16 protein-coding genes are annotated in these 16973 nt (G+C 65.5%); 5 read left to right on the top strand and 11 right to left on the bottom strand.

Annotated elements, in window-relative coordinates:
• The 3 genes from C489_RS13465 to leuS all read right to left on the bottom strand — a co-directional run.
• Nucleotides 1-1047 (bottom strand): sugar porter family MFS transporter (locus C489_RS13465; protein ID WP_006431848.1); only part of this gene is annotated, 1047 nt, incomplete at its 3' end.
• 166 nt (nucleotides 1048-1213) lie between these two features.
• Nucleotides 1214-1978, bottom strand: coding sequence for a YqjF family protein (locus C489_RS13460; RefSeq protein WP_006431847.1), 765 nt, complete (start codon nucleotides 1976-1978; stop codon nucleotides 1214-1216).
• Between the two features lie 146 nt (nucleotides 1979-2124).
• Complete coding sequence (gene leuS / locus C489_RS13455; RefSeq protein WP_006431846.1) at nucleotides 2125-4773, bottom strand: leucine--tRNA ligase; 2649 nt, start codon at nucleotides 4771-4773, stop codon at nucleotides 2125-2127.
• Nucleotides 4774-4879: 106 nt separating this feature from the next.
• On the opposite strand from leuS, the gene C489_RS13450 reads away from it, so the two are divergent.
• Nucleotides 4880-5377, top strand: a complete 498-nt coding sequence (locus C489_RS13450) for a hypothetical protein (RefSeq protein WP_006431845.1) — start codon at nucleotides 4880-4882, stop codon at nucleotides 5375-5377.
• 58 nt (nucleotides 5378-5435) lie between these two features.
• Nucleotides 5436-6206, top strand: coding sequence for an SDR family NAD(P)-dependent oxidoreductase (locus C489_RS13445; protein ID WP_006431844.1), 771 nt, complete (start codon nucleotides 5436-5438; stop codon nucleotides 6204-6206).
• Between the two features lie 24 nt (nucleotides 6207-6230).
• Here the strand turns inward: C489_RS13445 and C489_RS13440 are convergent, their stop codons facing one another.
• The 3 genes from C489_RS13440 to C489_RS13430 all read right to left on the bottom strand — a co-directional run bounded on the left by C489_RS13440 (nucleotide 6231) and on the right by C489_RS13430 (nucleotide 8121).
• The gene (locus tag C489_RS13440; RefSeq protein WP_006431843.1) at nucleotides 6231-7031 is read right to left on the bottom strand and encodes a hypothetical protein; all 801 of its coding nucleotides are present in this window, start codon (nucleotides 7029-7031) and stop codon (nucleotides 6231-6233) included.
• 154 nt (nucleotides 7032-7185) lie between these two features.
• Nucleotides 7186-7605 carry an Hsp20/alpha crystallin family protein gene (locus C489_RS13435; RefSeq protein WP_006431842.1) on the bottom strand — a complete coding sequence of 140 codons (420 nt, stop codon included), beginning with the start codon at nucleotides 7603-7605 and terminating at the stop codon, nucleotides 7186-7188.
• 60 nt (nucleotides 7606-7665) lie between these two features.
• On the bottom strand, nucleotides 7666-8121 hold the full coding sequence (locus C489_RS13430) for a peroxiredoxin (RefSeq protein ID WP_006431841.1): 456 nt from the start codon (nucleotides 8119-8121) through the stop codon (nucleotides 7666-7668).
• Nucleotides 8122-8484: 363 nt separating this feature from the next.
• On the opposite strand from C489_RS13430, the gene C489_RS22215 reads away from it, so the two are divergent.
• Nucleotides 8485-8643, top strand: a complete 159-nt coding sequence (locus tag C489_RS22215) for a hypothetical protein (protein WP_006431840.1) — start codon at nucleotides 8485-8487, stop codon at nucleotides 8641-8643.
• A 27-nt stretch (nucleotides 8644-8670) separates the two neighbouring features.
• Here C489_RS22215 and pheA read toward each other — a convergent pair whose 3' ends face one another.
• The 3 genes from pheA to C489_RS13415 form a co-directional block, all read right to left on the bottom strand.
• Nucleotides 8671-9483: a prephenate dehydratase gene (gene pheA, locus C489_RS13425; RefSeq protein ID WP_006431839.1), complete on the bottom strand. Its 813-nt coding sequence runs from the start codon at nucleotides 9481-9483 to the stop codon at nucleotides 8671-8673.
• 93 nt (nucleotides 9484-9576) lie between these two features.
• The gene (locus C489_RS13420; protein ID WP_049890870.1) at nucleotides 9577-10881 is read right to left on the bottom strand and encodes an MFS transporter; all 1305 of its coding nucleotides are present in this window, start codon (nucleotides 10879-10881) and stop codon (nucleotides 9577-9579) included.
• 387 nt (nucleotides 10882-11268) lie between these two features.
• A complete protein-coding gene (locus C489_RS13415; protein ID WP_006431837.1) occupies nucleotides 11269-11577 on the bottom strand; it encodes a non-histone chromosomal MC1 family protein in 309 nt (102 codons plus the stop codon).
• 239 nt (nucleotides 11578-11816) lie between these two features.
• Here C489_RS13415 and C489_RS13410 point away from each other — a divergent pair, with 239 nt between their 5' ends.
• Entirely contained in the window at nucleotides 11817-12014 is a 198-nt protein-coding gene (locus C489_RS13410; protein ID WP_006431836.1) for a SymE family type I addiction module toxin, read from the top strand.
• Between the two features lie 278 nt (nucleotides 12015-12292).
• Here C489_RS13410 and pheT read toward each other — a convergent pair whose 3' ends face one another.
• Entirely contained in the window at nucleotides 12293-14056 is a 1764-nt protein-coding gene (pheT, locus tag C489_RS13405) for a phenylalanine--tRNA ligase subunit beta (RefSeq protein ID WP_006431835.1), read from the bottom strand.
• The gene (gene pheS, locus C489_RS13400) at nucleotides 14056-15582 is read right to left on the bottom strand and encodes a phenylalanine--tRNA ligase subunit alpha (protein WP_006431834.1); all 1527 of its coding nucleotides are present in this window, start codon (nucleotides 15580-15582) and stop codon (nucleotides 14056-14058) included. Before pheS ends, pheT begins: the two co-directional genes overlap by 1 nt.
• Nucleotides 15583-16081: 499 nt before the next feature.
• Between pheS and C489_RS13395 the strand changes: the two genes are divergently transcribed.
• Nucleotides 16082-16948, top strand: coding sequence for a UbiA family prenyltransferase (locus C489_RS13395; protein ID WP_006431833.1), 867 nt, complete (start codon nucleotides 16082-16084; stop codon nucleotides 16946-16948).
• The last annotated feature ends 25 nt before the right edge of the window (nucleotides 16949-16973 follow it).

Raw genomic sequence — 16973 nt, 5'->3', positions numbered from 1 at the left:
GGTCAGTAACAGCGGCCGGCGGCCGGAGCGGTCCATCAGCACCACCGCGACGACGGTCATGACGACGTTGACGGCACCGATTCCGACGGTCGCGAGAATCGAGGCAGTGTCGGCGAAGCCGGTCGACTCGAGGATCGTCGGTGCGTAGTACATGACCGTGTTGATGCCGGTGACCTGCTGGAACGCCGCCAGCCCGACGCCGACGATCAACATCGGTCGCACCCACGGCTCGAACAGGTCCTGTAGCGTTCCGGACTCGGTTCGGATCGTTTCCTTGATCTCCCGGAGTTCGTCTTCTACCTGGCTCTCGACGCGGGTGGTCGTCAGCACCTCGCGGGCGTCCGATTCGCGCCCGTGTTCGTAGAGCCAGCGGGGACTCTCGGGCATGAACAGCATGCCGAGGAACAAGACGGCCGCTGGGACCATCCCGAGGCCGAGCATCCAGCGCCACCCGCCGCCGCTCGCGAACACCTCACCGGGGACGGTTCCGAGGCCGAGCCAGCGCCACAGGCTGGCGCTGGAGAACGCGTAGTTGATGAGATACGCGATGAGGATCCCGCTGGTAATCGTCAGTTGGTTCAGCGAGACCAGCGAGCCGCGGATCTCGGGCGGCGAGATCTCGGAGATGTACAGCGGCCCGACGACCGACGCGAAGCCCACGCCGATCCCGTCGACGATCCGGCCGACGATCAGGACCTCGACGGTCGGGGCGATCGCCATGATGAACGACCCGACGAAGAAGATGACGGCACCGACGAGGATGAGCCGTCGCCGCCCGAGCCGATCGGCGAGCCGACCGCCGAGGGCCGCGCCGATGATCGCACCGATCATCGCGCCGCTGACGACGATCCCCTCGACGAACGAGGCGCTCATCGACACGCCGAACACCGTCGTCAGTTCGAACGCGTTTCGGATGTACAACATCGCACCGGAGATGACCCCGGTGTCGAACCCGAACAGCAACCCGTTGAGCGCGGCCAACGCCGCGACGACGTAGACGAACGGATTCCGTTCGTTCCCGGCCGCTCCTGAGTGTGTCGTAGACATTGCTACTATGCGTAAATTATTGTCTCATATTGTAGTTAACAAGCGTAACGATGTGCGTGTCCGAACGGACGACGACTCTGTTCCGACAGGAAACCGTCGGCAGCGCCCCGGTACCCGGCCGAGTCCACCGTTCTCGAGGCGAGTCAGCTGCCGTCGCCGGGCTCGATCACGTCTCGATCCGGCGCGGAATCGAGCCCGTCATCGACAGCTCGTCGGCGTAGTGGGCGACTGGATCGCCGGTCGGCGTCGGCAGGCGGTTGGCGTCGAACATCGTGTTCTCGTGGATCGCCACTTCGGCCGGCTGGAGCGGCCACGGGTCGTGGGCGATCTCGCCGGTGAGGATTCCGTTCGCTTCCGGTGCATAGAACCGGCGACGCGCGGTGAGCCAGTGTGCGAGCGTGTCCGACTCGGCAGTAACGACTGGGCCGTCCGGACGATAGGTCGCGGCGAATCGGGCGGTGGTATCGCCCGCTGACTCACTCGATCGGCGCTCGCTTTCGAAGGCGACGTGGTTTTCATCGGTGGCCCCGACGCGCATCTTCGCGCGGTAGATCGGCAGTCGGGTCGTTCGACCCAGGGTCGCCGCGACGAACGAGTTCCCGATGTCGATGCTGAAGAAAAACAGGCCGGGATCGCCGCGATACCGCACGTAGGTTCGAACGTTGAGTTCGGAGAAGGCAAGCCGGGTGATCGACGGCGTCCCTCGGAACCCGACGTTCGTGAGCACGAACGGGAGCACGCTCAGCCACGCGTGCCCGTCTCGCGTCTCGAGTGTCACCTCGCCGGGAACGTGGGGCCGGAGCTCGTCGGGATCGACCGGCCAGTGGACGAACAACCCGTCCCGCCACGTCATCGAGGCGACGTGCGGTGCTTTCGGCGACGACCCGTCCGCGAACGACCATCGAAAGGGATCCGTGCGTTGTGCGTTCATCCTCGACCAACAGTTGCCAGCGACCCTACGACGAGCCGGCGTATAAAATAGATAGTCTGCTGTCAGATCCGATGGCGGTTCAATCGGCCCGTCAGTCGGCCGGGTCGACCGCGGACTCGTCGGTCTTCTCGAGGGTGACGCCGCGATCAGTCGTCGATCTCGATCGCCGGCCGGCCGGGTTCGGCGTTCGCGAGCACGTCGTCGGCCGCCTCGTCGGCTCGGACGACACGGACCGGCGCGTCGAACTCGCGTTCGATCAGCCACGCGGCGGACTCGAGGGCCGCGTGTTCGGCCGCGGGCTCGAGGGTCATCGAGAGCGCTTCTCGCTCGGCCTGCAGGTCCTGTCCGTAATCGGCGGCCGCGTCGCCCTGTTCGCGGATCTCGGAGTTCTGCATGAGTTCGCCAATCAGGTTGTCGGCGTCGCTCTCGATCGCGATCTCGAGGGCGTCGTACTTCCAGTCGGGGGCGATGACGACATCGATCGCGGTCGGATCCTCGATGCCGGCGACCTCGACGATGTCGCGGATGTCCTCGCGGGTGTTCTCGACCAGCTGGCGGCGCTTGGCGACGTAGTCGCGGTCGACCTCGGCGGTCGGCCACGCGGCCTCGGCGACGAACCCGTCGTTGCCGAGCGTCTCGTAGAGCTCTTCGGTGAGGTGCGGTGCGACTGGCGAGAGCAGCCGAACGACGGCCGACAGCCCGCGCTCGTAGGTCTCGGCGTGGGGTTCGGTGTACTCCGCGTACTGCCGGAGCGTTCGAACGAGATCCTGGGTCTCGCGCAGCGCCTTGTTGAACGTCAGGTCGTCGTACTCGTCGCTGGCGATGGCGACCGTCGCGTCGATCTCCGCGTCGACGTAGCTCGCGATCGCGTCGTCGTCGCCGTCCGGTTCGTCGGCGACGTACGTCTCGACCATCCCCTTCAGCCGATCGAGGAAGGCGTAGGTCGACTTGACCCCTTCCTCGCTCCAGTCGAAGTCCCGCTCTGGCTGGGCGGCCTGCATCATGAACAGCCGCGCGGTGTCGGCCCCGTACTCCTCGACGATCCGCTGGGGCGAGACCACGTTGCCCTTCGACTTCGACATCTTCTCGCCCTCGAGTTGGACCATCCCCTGTGCGAGCAGGTTCGTGAACGGCTCGCGGTGCTCGAGTCCCTCGTGGTCCGCCAGGACCTTCGTGAAAAAGCGGGAGTACAGCAGGTGCATTACGGCGTGTTCGATGCCGCCGACGTACTGGTCGACCGGCATCCAGTCGTTTGCCTGCTCGAGATCGAACGGGGCCTCGTCCAGTCCGGGCGAGACGTACCGCAGGAAGTACCACGAGGAGTCGACGAAGGTGTCCATCGTGTCCGTCTCGCGGGTCGCATCGCCGCCGCAGTCCGGACAGGTCGTCTGTTTCCACTCCTCGGCGGCGTCCAGCGGGTTCCCGGTGGTGTTGATGAACTCCGGCAGTTCGACGGGCAGGTCTTCCTCGGGCACCATCACGGGACCGCAGTCGTCGCAGTGGATCACCGGAATCGGCGTGCCCCAGTAGCGCTGGCGGGAGATCCCCCAGTCGCGCAGTTGGTACTGCTCGGTCCACTCGGCGCTGTCGATATCCTCGGTCAGGCGCTCGCGGGCGGTCTCGCTGTCGAGGCCGTCGTACTCGCCGGCGTTGATCAGGACGCCGTCCTCGGTGTAGGCGCCTTCCGCCACGTCGGGTGCGGTCGGCTCCTCGTCGCCCTCGGGTTCGGGAGCGATGACGGGGACGATGTCGATGTCGTGTTTCTCGGCGAAGGCGTGGTCGCGCTCGTCGTGGCCGGGAACGGCCATCAGCGCGCCGGTCCCGACGTCCGAGAGGACGAAGTCCGCGACGTAGACCGGGATCTCGTCGCCGGTGACGGGATTCGTCGCGGTCAGTCCCGTCTCGACGCCGTTTGGCTCGTCCCCGTCGGGGTCGGCTTCCTCCTCGATGAAGCGCCGAACGTCGGCGTTGTCTTCCGCTAACTCCTCGCTGATCGGGTGGTCGGGTGCGAGCGCGAAGAAGGTCGCGCCGTGGATGGTGTCGACGCGGGTGGTGAAGGCCTCAACGTCCCCGTATCCCTCTATACCGAACTCGAGTTCCGTCCCCTCCTGTCGGCCGATCCAGTTGCGCTGCATCTGGCGCACCGAGTTGGGCCACCCCTCCAAGTCGTCGATATCCTCGAGCAACTCGTCCGCGTACTCGGTGATCTTCAGGAACCACTGCTCGAGTTCGCGCTGTTCGACGGGGGTGTCACAGCGCCAGCAGAGTTCGGCCTCGCCCTCGACTTGCTCGTCGGCGAGGACGGTCTCGCAGTGGGGACACCAGTTGACTTCGGCGTCGCGGCGCTCGACCAGTCCTTCCTCGTGGAACCGGGAGAAGAGCCACTGGTTCCACTGGTAGTAGTCGGGCGTGCAGGTGGTGATTTCCCGGTCCCAGTCGTAGCCAAAGCCCATCGACTCCATCTGGCCGGTCATCGTCTCGATGCAGTCGATGGTCCAGTCCCGCGGGTTCGTATCGCGCTCTTTGGCCGCGTTCTCCGCGGGGAGGCCGAACGCGTCCCACCCCATCGGGTGGAGGACGTCGTCGCCGCGCATGCGCCGGTAGCGGGCGTATGCGTCCGTAATAGTGTAGTTGCGGACGTGGCCCATGTGGAGTTTGCCCGAGGGGTACGGGTACATCCCGAGGACGTACGTCGGATCCTCGACGTCGTCGGGCGTCCGATAGACGTCCGCCTCGTCCCACGCCTCTTGCCAGCGCCGTTCGACCGTCGCGTGGTCGTATCCCGCGTCGCTCATTTGCTTATATACCTCTAGGGCGACGTCCCGCCCTATACCTTTCCATACCGCGGCCCACCGGGCCGTCGACGGCTCCAGCGCCGGTCTCTCGAGAACAACGCTTACGGTGACCCGCTCCCAGCTCGAGCTCGTGGGCGAACTCGCACGCGAGACCCAAGACCGCCTCCGCGACGCACTCGCCGAGCACCGCCCCGGCCTCGAGTGGCGCGTCGAACACCGGCTCGCCGGGACGCCGGTCGATGTCGCGGGGATCGGCGACTCCCGGCTGGTACTCATCGAACTCGAGTGGCGGCGGGCCGACCCCGCCGACAACGCGGCGAAGCTGTTTCGTCACCTCGAGGCGGGGCTGCTTGACGAGTACGAGTCGGTCACCGTCTGTCACTGCTTTACCGAGTACTACGACCTCGCTTCGGGCGGCGTTTCCTCGAAGCGGGCAAACGCCGAGTTCGTCGGCCAAATCGCGGCCCGGGCAGTCGAGCGGTTCGCGTACTACCCCGTCGAACTTCCCCTCGAACCGCCGAAACGGGGTGGCGACCGCCCCGATGGCCTTTCGAAAGCCGTCGATGCAGCCGTCGAATCGATCGACACACGACTCGAGTCGTAGGCGACCGCAGCGGCGCGTGGGCGGAACGTTTTATCCTCGTCTCGTCAATGCTCGACCCATGGTAGCAGATTCCACGGTCTTCGTCACGGGAGCGAGTCAGGGACTCGGCCGCGAGATCGCCGTCGCGTTCGCCGACGCGGGCGCGAACGTCGTCCTCGCGGCCCGGAGCGATGGTATCCACGAAACCGCGGACGAGATCGACGCACCGAATCGGACGCTGGCTGTCGAGACCGACGTGACCGATGCCGACTCGGTCAACGACGCCATCGACGAGACGGTCGAGACATTCGGCGGACTGGATTGTCTCGTGAACAACGCGGGGATCGCCGGCCCGACCGCACCGATCGAGGAAACGACCGACGGCGAGTGGCTCGAGACGCTGGATGTCAACGTCGTCGGCGTCGCCCGGGTGACGCGGGCCGCGGCACCGCACCTGCGTGAGTCGGAGCGGGGCAGTATCATTAACATCTCCTCGATCGGCGGCAAGCGGCCATACGCCAACCGGACGCCCTACGCCGCCTCGAAGATGGGCGTGATCGGACTGACACGGGCGCTGGCCGCCGAGTTCGGCGACGACAGCGTGACCGTTAACGCGATCTGTCCCGGCCCGGTCGAGGGCGATCGGATTCGTGGCGTCCTCGAGCGCCAAGCCGAGGAGGCGGGCGTCCCCGTCGAGGCCGTCGAAGGCGAGGTCCTCGAGAGCCTCATGATCGACGACCTCGTCCCGCCCGAGGAGGTGGCCGAGTTGGCCGTCCACCTCGCGAGTACGGAGTCGCGACACGTCACGGGGCAGGACATCAACGTCTCCTCGGGTGGTGCCTGGTACTGAGACGGAGCAAAAATTGGGCCGAACTCAGAGGACGCCGAGAACCGCGACGACCAGCCCGAGGGAGACGAGGAGCCCGCCCGCTGCCTTCCGGAGTCGGACCGACGAGCGGACCTGTTCTCGCTGGTCCTCGAGGCTCCCGGCCGCGATCACGAGCGGCGTCTCGTCGGTCCCTCGCAGGACGTATCCATCGGGCGTCTCGGTCAGTTCACCTCGAACGACGAGTTCGTCGCCCTCGCGGACGACGGTGGCCTGATACTTGTCCGGCATGGTAGTCTCCCCGCCGACGCTGACGGTAAACTCGAGATCGCTGACGACGCCGTCCTCGCCGGCCAGTCCCGTTCGCTCGAGGAAGCGATTGACCGGGCCGAGGTCGCCGAGATAGGATTCGGTCTCGGGTTCGCCGAGAAACAGCCCCGGCGAATCGAAGGGGTCATCGCCTTCCTGAACCGCCAGCGTCGTCGCGTCGACGCGGACGCGATCCCAACTGTGGTCGACGGCGAACTCGCCGACCGCCAGTTCGGCGTCGGCGGTTTTCCACCGGGTCCCGTTGCCCGCATTCTCCTTCTGACGGACCCGCCACGCCCAGATAGCGGGCGAACCGCCCTCGCTCGGCTCGGGACCGGTTCGTCTCGGCGACGCCGGTTCACGGACGTGTACCGGACCGCTGAGGGTCGCTTCGCCGCCCGGTTCGACCCGTTCGTCGCCCGCCGACGCGAGTTCGTCGATCGTCTCCCGGCGACCGCCGAGTTCGCCGGCTCGAGACAGGATGATTCCCCCGAACAGGAGAAAGACCCCAGCGACGGCGACTGCGATCAGTTGAACCATGCCCGACGAATTGTCATCGGGACATAATAACTGCCCGGAACCGTCCGCTCACTGTGATTGTCGAACCCGTTGTGATGACGGTGAGACGCTGCGACCGCGTGAACGGCCGCATCGGCGTTTTCGTGAAAAATGTGGAGCCTCGAGGCGGCGTTCGCTACTCGATGTCGATCTGTCGCGACTCGTCGTCGCCGGATACCTTCGGCAGCCGCACCGTCAGCACGCCGTTCTCGAAGCCGGCGGCCACTCCCTCCTCATCGACCGGCTCCGGCAGGCGGATCCGCCTGCTCGCCGACGTTTCGGTCCGCTCGCGCCGAATATAGCGCCCCTCGGCGTAGTCGTCCGCGTCGATCCGGTCGGCCTCGAGGCGAAGCGTGCCGTTCGACAGCGTCAGGTCGATGTCGTCGGTCTCATAGCCGGGCAGGTCGGCCGTGACGATGTATTCCTCGTCCGTGTCGGCGACGTCGACCGGGACCGACCCGGGGACCTGCAGGCCACCGGCGGTCATTCCCTCCTCGACCTGACGGCTGACGCGGTCGAGCATTTCCTCTATGTTGTCGAACGGATTGCGTCGCATACCCGTCCGTAGGTGCCCGACGGGGATAAATTCTGCCCGCACCGCGGCGACAGAAGGCGACTACTCGGGGAGGGTTACGAGGCCGTCGTCGACCGCATCGAGCAGGACTTCGCGTGCGTGGCCGTCCGGATCGACGCCCTCGTAGACGGCCTCGACTTTGCCGTCGGCCAGTAGGAACGTCGTTCGCGCGGTCGCGCCGTCTCGCAGGTCGACGTCGAAGGCCTCGGCAATCTCCCCGTCGGAGTCCGCGAGCAAGTCAAACTTGAGGCCTTCCGAGTCACAGAACGACCGGTGGGAGTCGACATCGTCCGTCGAGACGCCGTAGATATCGACGCCGGCGTCGCGATACGTCTCGCGCTCACGCTGGAACTGGTTCGCCTCGATCGTACAGCCGGGCGTGTCGTCTCGCGGATAGAAGTAGACGACCGTCGGCTCCTCGAAAGCGGGGCTGACGGTGTCGCCGTCCTGATTCGGCGCGGTCACGGTCGGCGCGTCGTCGCCCGCAGTGAGTACCATACTCGTGGTACCGGGAGACGAGGAAAAACGAGTTTCGGTCGGGAGCCTCGTCTCTCCCCTGGCCACCGATCGGCGTGGGCTGTCCCGCTCGTGCCTCAAGTACTTCTTCGTGATCTACAGCTCGTGAGGACCCTCCGAGCTTATTATACATCGGTCGTCGTAGTCGTGAGTGCAGCGTGCTCGTGTCCGGGTTGGGGTAGTGGCCTATCCTTCAGCCTGTGCGGCTGAGACGCGTAGTTCGATTCTCGCACCCGGACTTCGACGCCGTGACAGCCGACCCGTCCTGCCGAATTATTTGAGTCGGTAACGGAGAGTGCTGCCAAGTTCGGTTCGCTTATATCTCTCGTGGCGGTCTCCTTCAGTATGATCGACACTGTCCTTCACACCGGTTCGGCACACCCCGACCTCCTCTGGATCCTCGTCCCGAGTTTCCTCTCGTTCGTCGCGGGGCTCGGCGCGGCGACGTACGCCGACCGCATCCGCACGTGGGTCGGCCGCGAGAACGCCGCGACGGCCGACTGATCGCCGTTTTGCTTCGAGTACCGGCTCCTATTCGACGACGTGCTCGGTATCGTATGAGCCGAGCCGCCGGACCCAGCCGTTCTCCGCGAGGGCCTCGAGGTCCGCGATCGCGTCGGCGGTCCGCGACTCGTAGAGACCGGCCTCGAAGTCGATGTGGAAGACGTAATCGCCCAGCCGCTGGCCGCTCGGCCGCGACTCGACGCGGGTCAGATTGATGTCCCGGTCCGCGAAGGGCTCGAGCAACTCGAGCAGCAGGCCGGGGTAGTTCGCGTTCGGGTAGACCACGAGCGAGGTCTTCCCACCGCCGGTCGAGCGCTCGTCGGCGGGCGCGAGCGCGAAAAAGCGCGTTGCGTTCGAGTCCTGATCCTGAATGTCCTCGGCTAACACCTTGAGGTCGCCGCTCGCGTTCGCCGGGTGGCCGATCCCCGCGACCGAGGGATCGTCGCGGGCGAACTCGACACCCTGTGCCGTGCTCGCGACGGCCTCCAAGGTCGCTCCGGGGTGCTCGCGGTCGAGGTAGGACCGACACTGGGCCAGCGCCTGCGAGTGGCTGGCGACGGTGTCGAACTCCGGCCCCTGTGCGAGCAAGGCGTGTCTGATCGGGGTGACGATTTCCCGGACGACGGCGACCTCGTAGTCGGCGACCGCGTCGAGGCTCTCGGTGACGCTGCCCTCGATGCTGTTCTCGATCGGGATGACGCCGCGGTCGTACTCGCCGCTCGCGACAGCGTCGACGATCGCCGTGACCGATTGTCGGAAGTCGATCTCGTCGTCGTCGGCGATCGCGCTCGCCGCTCTGTGGGAGTAGGTTCCTTCGGGTCCGAGCGTAACTGCAGTCATTACCCGACGATAGCAGGGAACGGGTCAAAAGACCGTCGGGTTTTCCGACGTAAATCGACCGGCGGTCGACGCGGCGGCGATCGGTCGCGGTCGTCAGTCGTCGGTCGGCGCGCCGGACGGACTCTCGCTCGAGACGATCCAGCCGCCGGTGGTCGCCCGCTCGGCGATGTGGGGCTGGAAGACCCACGCGCACAGGAGGACGATAGGGACCATCGTCGCCGCGACCACGGAGTAGCCGGTGTGGAGACTCGGCATCAGCGGCGCGGCGTAGACGAGCGGGTAGACGATCCCGCCGACGGTGCCGACGCCGCCGACGACGCCGGCGACGCTCCCCGAACTGTTGGGGAACATCGCCGGGACCTGGGCGAAGATCGCGCCCTCGGCGAACGCACAGCCCATCCCGACGACGAAGCCGGCCCCGACGGCCAGCATGACCTCGCCGGTCAGGCCGGCCAGCGTCATGCCGACCATCGCGAGGACGATGAAACACAACGAGACGAACGTCCACTGCTCGCGGTATCTGCCGGTGAAGATCGGCAGAATGTTCTTTTCCTTGCGGGCCAGCAGGTCGCTGACGTAGCCGCCGATCGGTCGCAACAGGCCGGCCGCGACGGAGAACGTCGCGGCGAACGTGCTCGCGAGCACGAGGTTGTTCGTGTTGAACCCTTCGCGGTAGTAGGTCGCGAGCCAGCCGTTCATCGAGAGCTCGAGGCCGAAGCTCATCACGTACGCCAGCGCGAGCACGACGGTACCGTAGCGGGTGGCGGTGTAGAGCCAGTCTTTGAGATTCGCGGTCGCCTTGGTCGCCTGCCGTTTCTCCTCGCTCTTTGCGGCCTCGCCCAGCACGAAGTAGGTGATCGCGAGCAGGAGCGAGACGATTCCGGTGTAGAAGAACGCGGCCCGCCAGTTGCTCTCGAAGAGGGGGCCGCTCCAGCTCTCGCCGAACACGCGCGGGAGGATAAGCGCCCCGCCGGCCGCGCCGGCGTTCCCGATGCCGGCGTAGATCCCTTCGGCGGTCCCCAGTTCTCCCTCTTCGAACCACTCGGAGACGTGCTGGATGCCGATGACGAACGTGATCCCCGCCGTCGCGACGATCATCCGTTCGACGAAGAAGACGGTATACGACTGCGCGAACGCCGACGCGATCGAGAACACGCCGACGTACGCCAACACGATCGCGAACACCGTCGGCGCGCCCCAGCGGTCCGAGAGCCAGCCGGTCAGAATCCGACCGAACGGGGCCAGCCAGATGTTCGCGCTGGCCAGCAGGCCGAGTTCGGCCACCGAGAGGCCGAACTCGTCGGCCATCGGCCCGGTAAAGGGGGCGAAAGAGAACCAGATCAGGAACGAGAAATTAAACCCGATCGTCGCCAGCACCAGCGTCCGCCACTTGGTCATCTTGATCACGACTAGTCACCCCCGATGCCGTCGGTAATACCACGGTCCGCTCTCGGCCGCGACCCCAGCAACTGTCGCACAGTCGGTTGGGATATTTCCGACATTACTCCCGTTCTCTCGATCAATGAACTCTTCCCTTCGATGTTTCTCCACATGCGTTACTCGAGTGGTCCGGCGACTATCGTATATACCTGATTATTAGACCCCATCCAACTATGGGGTACAGATGGCACACAACCAGCTAGTACTATCCCGATTATATTCCGACCGTACGTCACATTTCCAGCAGTAGTAGCTAGATCGTAAAACCGACACTCCCCGCTAAGACGATCCGGACGCGCCGCTCCCGGTCGAACTGCCGCCGGAGAAAGCTACCGATCGGCCGACTCACTCCTCGAGGTGTTCGATCCCCTTCTTCGCGACGTTGGCCTCCGTGATCTCGTTTGGCATCCAGTCCGGCTTGTCATCGGGAGCCGTCTCCTCCCACGCCCAGCCGTCGTAGATGTGAACCTTGTCGGTCCCTTTCTCTCGGAGCTGTAACTCGACGCGTTCGGCATCCTCCTCGCTCGAGCCCGGCTCGAGCCGGCGGGCCGCTTTGAGCGCCGCCTGTCGGGGCGTGTTGCCCGAGAAGACGCTCGACTCGTCACCGCCCGATTCGCGCAGTGCAAAGTTCCGTTTCCCGTCTTCGCGTACCATGATTTTCGCCTCCGTGTCAATTCAGCACACGATCCGACATAAAGATATCCCCGCAAATCGACCGACTGCGGCGGTATCTTTAAGTGAATAGCGTGACCACCTCCCCCACAGTAGCGTTTCCCCTGAGCGCGCCATCGTCCCCTCCGTTTCCGTCGCTCGATTTCGACTCGCGATCATTCGCTGAGGCGTCGAAAACACTTAAGTATATCCTGCGGCGAAGTTCGGGATAGAATCCCGCGATGGTACGGAAAAAGAAGCTGAGTCCAAGCGGTGCGAAAGACGACGACGGTAACTACCACAACGTCCACCTCAACCTCCACGAGGACGAACTCGAGGTCGCGGGTATGGATATCGGCGACGAGGTCTTCGTCCGAGTCCGGGACGGCAAAATAATCATCCAGAAAGCCGACGACGACGACGTCGAACACGAATTCTAAGAACGAAATTTTACGCTGCGCTTGTTTCGCGCTGACGGCAGCGTAGCTGCCGCACAGCGCGCCGGCGCTCGGTAAAATTTCGATCAAAAGCACTCCTCCTTCCCCTGGCTCGCGGCCTTTGGCCGCTCGCCTTGACGCGGCGCGAAGCGCCGCGTTCTCCGGGTCAGTCGTCGGCCCGCTCGCTCGTTTCACTCGCTCGCGGTACACTACGCTGGACCACAGCGACCAAAAGCCGAAATCGAACCCGAAAAACGGCGTCTGTCCGCAACTACTGGCGATTAGCGCAGCGCCTCGAGGTCGAACTCGAAGGCCGAGACCGGCACCTCGAGATCGTGTTCGACGAGTACCTTCGGGTGGACTTCGCCGATCACGCCGACTTCCTCGCCGTCGATGACGACCGCTGCGGTTCGACCCGAAATGAAGGTCGGGTGGTCGGTCGGCGGCGTCTCGAGGTCGACGTCGAAGTTGCGAGCGAGCGCCTGCAGACGCGCCTTGGCGTCCTCGTAGCCGGCCTCGTGGTGGGCCAGGACGGCACCGACGCGGCGGCCCTCTGCGACGCCGGTGTTCTCGCGCTCATCGACCTCAGCGGCGAAGCCGATCTCGGCGAGATTCTGCGGATACGAGCGGTGCGTGTTCCGCTCGAGGACCATCAACAGCGAGGGCGTGACCCACGTCCGCAGCATGGTGAAGTCCTCGCTGTAGGGCTCTTTGATGGTCGCCGGCTCGCCGGCTCCGTAGGCGTCGTCGCCGGGCGTAATGTCGAGTCGGTCGTAGTTCTCGCCCTCACTGATCATGTGGAAGTTCAGCATGTCCTCGAAGCCGAGGCCGACGAGTTGCTCGCGGACCGACCGCTCGAGTCGGGAGCGTTCGTGGCGGCCGCCGACGGTCCCGATGTCGGGGTAGCGGGGCTCGAGGTCGTTGAAGCCGTAGGCCCGTCCGAGGTCGTCGATGACGTCCAACGGGTGGAGTACGTCGACGCGGTAGGGCGGGATCGTGACCTCGTAGACGAGGTCGCCGTCGTCGTTCTCCTCTTTCGTAGCCTCGAGACCGGAGCGCTCGGCCAGGTCGATCACCTCGTCGGGATCGAGCCCGATGCCGAGGATGGTCTCGATACGGCCGTGAGCGACCGTCTTCGTCTTCATCGAGAGGTCGGGTCGGACGAGTTCGCGTCCGCCGGACTGCGTCCGGCTCCCGTTCGAGTCCGCGTTCGCGGACTCGCTATCCGGATACTCGACTGTCACCTCCTCGATGGTCGCGCCACGGGCCGACAGCGCGTAGCAGACGATGTTCAGCATCTTGTCGATCGTCCACTGGTCGGTGCCCGTCATCTCGACGAACAGGTCCCGCGAGTCCGTCGACACCTCGGTCCGGCGGCCGTTAATGACCGGCGGGAACGAGAACAGCCCGAGGCTGTCGTAGATTGCCGGATACCGCTCGTACTCGCTGACCAGATCGGCGTAGGTCTGGCCGGTCTGGTGCTCCTCGAGCACGTCGGCCGGCGTCATCTCCGCGTCGGAATCGAGGGGGACGAACCGGTCCGCGTCGGGTTCGACGCCGACGTACTGAATCGTCGGGTTGCCCTCCGTCGCGGCGGTCCCCTTCAGCATCGTCAGGTCGTGAATCCCGATCGCGCCCTTCGCGCGCTTGCGCCCCATCGTCGCGTGGAGCTTCTCCTGAAGCTGGATGAGCGACTCGAGGCTCTCCTCGTCCAAATCGACGTCGCGGATGACCGCGCCCGTGACGTAGGGTCGTTCGTCGGGGACCGAGTCGTCGACTTCGATGGTCCACTCCGGCGAGTTCGGAGAGGGGACGTGGGTCCCTCGCGCGTCGCCGTACTGGTAGCGCATCGAGCGGGCGACACCCTCGACGGAGAGCCGGTCGAGCCGGTCGGGCGCGAACTCGAGTTCGAACGCGCCCTCCTCGGTGCGGCCCTCGAACTCGAGGCCGAGGCCGAACAGGTCGTCGATCAGTTCGTCGTCGCTCTTCTCGTCGTGACCGGTCAGGTCACGCAGTTCGTCGGGGTCGATATCGACCGTGGGCATCAGTAGGTCACCTCCGTCTCGCGCAGCAGTTCGAGGTCACACAGCGTCCCGTGGATGTCTCGAATGTCCTCGAAGCCGTACATCAGCATGAGCAGTCGCTCGAGGGCGAGCCCCCACGCCATCACGTCGCACTCCACACCGAGGGGCTCGAGCATCTCCTCGCGGAAGATCCCCGAGTTCCCGATCTCGACGAGTTCGCCGGTCGTCGGGTGGGTGCCGAACAGCTCGAAGCTCGGCTCCGTGTAGGGGTTGTAGTGGGGTTTGAACCGGATGTCCTCGATGCCGAACTGGGCGTAGAACTCCTCGAAAGTGCCCATCAGATCGCGCACCGAGAGGTCCTCGGCCATCACCCAGCCCTCGATCTGGAAGAACTCGAGTAAGTGCGTCGGGTCGAGCGTGTCGTTGCGATACACCTTTTCGACGCTGAAATAGCGCTGTGGTGGCTCGAGGTCGCCGATTTCCTCGCCCGAGAGATAGCGCGTCGACAGCGAGGTAGTGTGTCCGCGCAGTGCGAGCGCCCGTGCGAAGTCCTCGTCCCACGGCGAGTGATAGCCCTCGCCGTCGTCGCCGACGCCTTCCTTGTGTGCTCGCTCGACGCGCTCGACGAGGTCTGCCGGCAGCTCGTCGATGTGGGTCGGCTGCTCCAGGGCGAACCGGTCCCAGTGCGTGCGTGCGGGATGGTCCTGGGGCATGAACAGGCAGTCGTTGATCCAGAAGTCCGCGTCGACGTGGGGGCCTTCCATCTCCTGAAAGCCCATCCCGACGAGGACGTCCTTGACGCGCTCGGAGGTCTGGCGCAGGATGTGGACCTTGCCGCCGTCGAACTGCTCGGCGTCGGCCTCGACGTTGTACTCGCTGAACTCGACGTCTTCCCACTCGCCGCTGGTGAGCAGTTCCGGAGTGACTTGGCCGACCGTCTCGGCGGTCTCGATCCCCGCCATCAGTTCCGTGACGGCGCGCTCGGTCAGCGTCGCCTCGCGGACCGTCGACTCGCGGCGGTCGAGCAGGCCGCGGCGCTCGAGCGACTCGAGCGTTTCCGAGTCCACGTCGACGCTGTCGACCGGCGCGTCGTCGACGTCGGCCAACGCCTCGAGCGCGGTCGCTTCGGCGTCTGCATCCGGATCGGCGTCGGGATCGGCGGTGATCTCGCCGCTGTCGATCGCGCCGTAGCCCTTGCGCGCGTAGTTCGAGAGCGCGATGTCGACCGCGCCGCCCTCGAGCCCCGACGCACCGATGACCTGCCCCATCGAGACGGGGTCGGCGTCGGCCCCGGCCTCGAGTGCGGCCTCGTAGAGCCGGACCTCGGGTAGCCCGTCGGTGACGTACTCGCGCCCCTCCTCGGTGAGCGCGACCGTTTCGTCGACGCGTTCGCTGACGGCGAGCAGCCCCTCGTCCTCGAGTTCGAAGACGGCCCCGGTGACGGTCTCGGGCGGGAGCTCGGTCGCCGCGGCGAGGGCGTCGACGGACGTTGCCTCGTCCGCAGTCGCGGCCTCTACGACCGCGACCTGTTGTGCTGGCAGTTGCATTCGCTTACCTGCATTGCTGTGGGTCGGTCAGTTAGCGGTTCCGACTCGGGTCGCTGCCGTCGCTCGAGGCGACGACGGTGCGCGGACGGTTTCGCCGGCGGCGGCCGATACGGCCGTCGCCGGCTCCACCGGCCCGGCGTTACCGGGCGAAAAAGAACCCGAATCCCGATCGCTGACGCGTTGGCTGTCCACTGACTCCGGCACGTGTACGGGATTCGGGTGCCATACGATGGCGCTCTCGCCGATCGATCAAAAATATTCCGCTCAGTCCCCGTTTCCCTCGCCGGGACGAGCCGCCGTCTCGTCCGACGAGACGGCTCGACTCTCCGTATATTCGACGGTCATGTCCCCTACTTACATCGTTTGCTCCCGGCGACATATCCCGTGCAACGCGGCCGGCAACCGGCCGTAAGTTGTACGCCTTATGACACGAAAGAAGAATCCACTGACTGTTGAAACCCGTTCGACGGCATCGGTTTGCCGATCGCTACTCGACCGGATGTCCGCGAGTACGGAACGGGCACGGAACGCATTGGTGTACAGTTCGGCGTATCTCTCGCTGATCGCGATGGCCGAGGTACTCATCGTCTCGGCGCTGCTCTCCCTGCCGTTGACGCCGGCGGCGATCGTCGTCGGATTGGTCGTCTTCGCCGTCTACGCGAACGACCGCATCGCGGACGCCGAAACCGACGCGGTCTCGAACCCCGGACAGGCGGCGTTCGTCAAACGACACCGCGGCGTCCTCTACGTGTTGGCGGCGGGCGCGTACGGACTCGCCGTCGCGCTCTCGGCCCTCGGCGGCCCGGTCGCCCTCGCGATCACCCTGCTTCCGGGCACGCTCTGGATCTGCTACGCCACGGACTGGATACCGGGCGACGGCGCGTACGTCCACCGGCTGAAGGACCTCTTTCTCGTCAATACGATTGTGGTCGCGCTCGCGTGGGCCGTGACGCTGACGTTCCTGCCGCTTGCCTTCGCCGACGGCGCTCTCACGCCGTCGACGGCGGTCGTCTTCGCGTACTTCTTCCTCCGAGTGTTCACGAACACCGAGATTCCGAACGTCCGTGACGTCGAGGGCGACCGAGCGATCGGCGTGCTGACGATCCCGGTCGTCTTCGGGGTGGACCGCACGCGTCGGATCCTCCTCGGAATCGATTGCTGTACGTCCGGCCTCGTCGTGCTGGCAGTTCATATCGACTACCTAACACCCGTCGCGGGGCTCGCGCTCCTCGCCGGCGTCGGCTATTCGCTCGGCATCACGTCGCTGATCGGTCGCGTCGAAAACGACCGACTGCTGGCCAAGGCCGCCGAGTGCGAGTATCTCGTCGCCTTCGTCGTGCTTCTCTGTGCGGTGCTGATCGCCTGACAGAAGCGGTAAAGTGACGTAACAG

It is taken from the genome of Natrinema versiforme JCM 10478 (genome assembly GCF_000337195.1).
In the GTDB taxonomy this organism is placed as follows: Archaea; Halobacteriota; Halobacteria; order Halobacteriales; family Natrialbaceae; genus Natrinema; species Natrinema versiforme.
This window is presented reverse-complemented; position numbering and strand designations above follow the sequence as displayed.

Coding starts and splice junctions, on each gene's coding strand:
- pheT (WP_006431835.1), bottom strand. CDS start 14,056: ATGCCCACGGTCGATATCGACCCCGACGAACTGCGTGACCTGACCGGT.
- C489_RS13395 (WP_006431833.1), top strand. CDS start 16,082: ATGTCCGCGAGTACGGAACGGGCACGGAACGCATTGGTGTACAGTTCG.
- C489_RS13420 (WP_049890870.1), bottom strand. CDS start 10,881: ATGACCAAGTGGCGGACGCTGGTGCTGGCGACGATCGGGTTTAATTTC.
- C489_RS13460 (WP_006431847.1), bottom strand. CDS start 1,978: ATGAACGCACAACGCACGGATCCCTTTCGATGGTCGTTCGCGGACGGG.
- C489_RS13410 (WP_006431836.1), top strand. CDS start 11,817: ATGGTACGGAAAAAGAAGCTGAGTCCAAGCGGTGCGAAAGACGACGAC.
- C489_RS13435 (WP_006431842.1), bottom strand. CDS start 7,605: ATGCGACGCAATCCGTTCGACAACATAGAGGAAATGCTCGACCGCGTC.
- pheS (WP_006431834.1), bottom strand. CDS start 15,582: ATGCAACTGCCAGCACAACAGGTCGCGGTCGTAGAGGCCGCGACTGCG.
- C489_RS13440 (WP_006431843.1), bottom strand. CDS start 7,031: ATGGTTCAACTGATCGCAGTCGCCGTCGCTGGGGTCTTTCTCCTGTTC.
- leuS (WP_006431846.1), bottom strand. CDS start 4,773: ATGAGCGACGCGGGATACGACCACGCGACGGTCGAACGGCGCTGGCAA.
- pheA (WP_006431839.1), bottom strand. CDS start 9,483: ATGACTGCAGTTACGCTCGGACCCGAAGGAACCTACTCCCACAGAGCG.
- C489_RS13445 (WP_006431844.1), top strand. CDS start 5,436: ATGGTAGCAGATTCCACGGTCTTCGTCACGGGAGCGAGTCAGGGACTC.
- C489_RS13415 (WP_006431837.1), bottom strand. CDS start 11,577: ATGGTACGCGAAGACGGGAAACGGAACTTTGCACTGCGCGAATCGGGC.
- C489_RS13430 (WP_006431841.1), bottom strand. CDS start 8,121: ATGGTACTCACTGCGGGCGACGACGCGCCGACCGTGACCGCGCCGAAT.
- C489_RS22215 (WP_006431840.1), top strand. CDS start 8,485: ATGATCGACACTGTCCTTCACACCGGTTCGGCACACCCCGACCTCCTC.